This is a genomic window from Acinetobacter sp. P37 (assembly GCF_057480965.1).
On sequence record NZ_JBLIYY010000043.1, the window covers coordinates 1 to 1,473 of the forward strand.

Annotated in this window: 1 rRNA gene; it reads left to right on the forward strand. The window is 51.1% G+C overall.

Going from position 1 to position 1,473, the window contains the following annotated elements:
- Window positions 1-1,454 (forward strand): 23S ribosomal RNA (locus tag AC25JC_RS17285); the annotation flags it as partial.
- Window positions 1,455-1,473 lie beyond the last annotated feature (19 nt).

The following is a 1,473-nucleotide window of genomic DNA, read 5'->3' on the forward strand; positions in this document are numbered from 1 at the left end:
GTTGGTTGTCCAGGTGAAAGGAAGTAGGCATGTATCTTAGGCAAATCCGGGGTACTCTATGCTGAGATCTGACAGCAAGCTGTACTTGTACAGTGAAGTGGCTGATACCATACTTCCAGGAAAAGTCTCTAAGCTTCAGTTACACTGGAATCGTACCCGAAACCGACACAGGTGGTCAGGTCGAGTAGACCAAAGCGCTTGAGAGAACTCTGCTGAAGGAACTAGGCAAAATGGTACCGTAACTTCGGGAGAAGGTACGCTGCTTTTGGTGATGGAACTTGCTTCCTGAGCTGAGAGCAGCCACAGAAACCAGGCCCCTGCAACTGTTTATTAAAAACATAGCACTCTGCAAACACGAAAGTGGACGTATAGGGTGTGATGCCTGCCCGGTGCTGGAAGGTTAATTGATGGGGTTAGCGTAAGCGAAGCTCTTGATCGAAGCCCCAGTAAACGGCGGCCGTAACTATAACGGTCCTAAGGTAGCGAAATTCCTTGTCGGGTAAGTTCCGACCTGCACGAATGGCATAATGATGGGGGCGCTGTCTCCAGCAGAGGCTCAGTGAAATCGAAATCGCCGTGAAGATGCGGTGTACCCGCGGCTAGACGGAAAGACCCCGTGAACCTTTACTGCAGCTTGACATTGAACTTTGATCTTACTTGTGTAGGATAGGTGGGAGGCTTTGAAACCGAGACGCTAGTTTCGGTGGAGCCAATCTTGAAATACCACCCTGGTAATATTGAGGTTCTAACTCTGCTCCATGATCTGGAGCGAGGACCATGTCTGGTGGGTAGTTTGACTGGGGCGGTCTCCTCCTAAAGAGTAACGGAGGAGTACGAAGGTGCGCTCAGCGTGGTCGGAAATCACGCGTAGAGTATAAAGGCAAAAGCGCGCTTAACTGCGAGACCCACAAGTCGAGCAGGTACGAAAGTAGGTCTTAGTGATCCGGTGGTTCTGTATGGAAGGGCCATCGCTCAACGGATAAAAGGTACTCTGGGGATAACAGGCTGATACCGCCCAAGAGTTCATATCGACGGCGGTGTTTGGCACCTCGATGTCGGCTCATCTCATCCTGGGGCTGAAGCAGGTCCCAAGGGTATGGCTGTTCGCCATTTAAAGAGGTACGCGAGCTGGGTTTAGAACGTCGTGAGACAGTTCGGTCCCTATCTACCGTGGGCGCTGGAAATTTGAGAGGATCTGCTCCTAGTACGAGAGGACCAGAGTGGACGAACCTCTGGTGTACCGGTTGTGACGCCAGTCGCATCGCCGGGTAGCTATGTTCGGAAGGGATAACCGCTGAAAGCATCTAAGCGGGAAGCCTACCTCAAGATAAGATTTCCCTTGGACTTTATGTCCACTAAAGAGCCGTTGAAGACTACGACGTTGATAGGTTGGATGTGGAAGTGCGGTGACGCATGAAGCTGACCAATACTAATTGCTCGTGAGGCTTGACTATACAACACCCAAACAGTTGT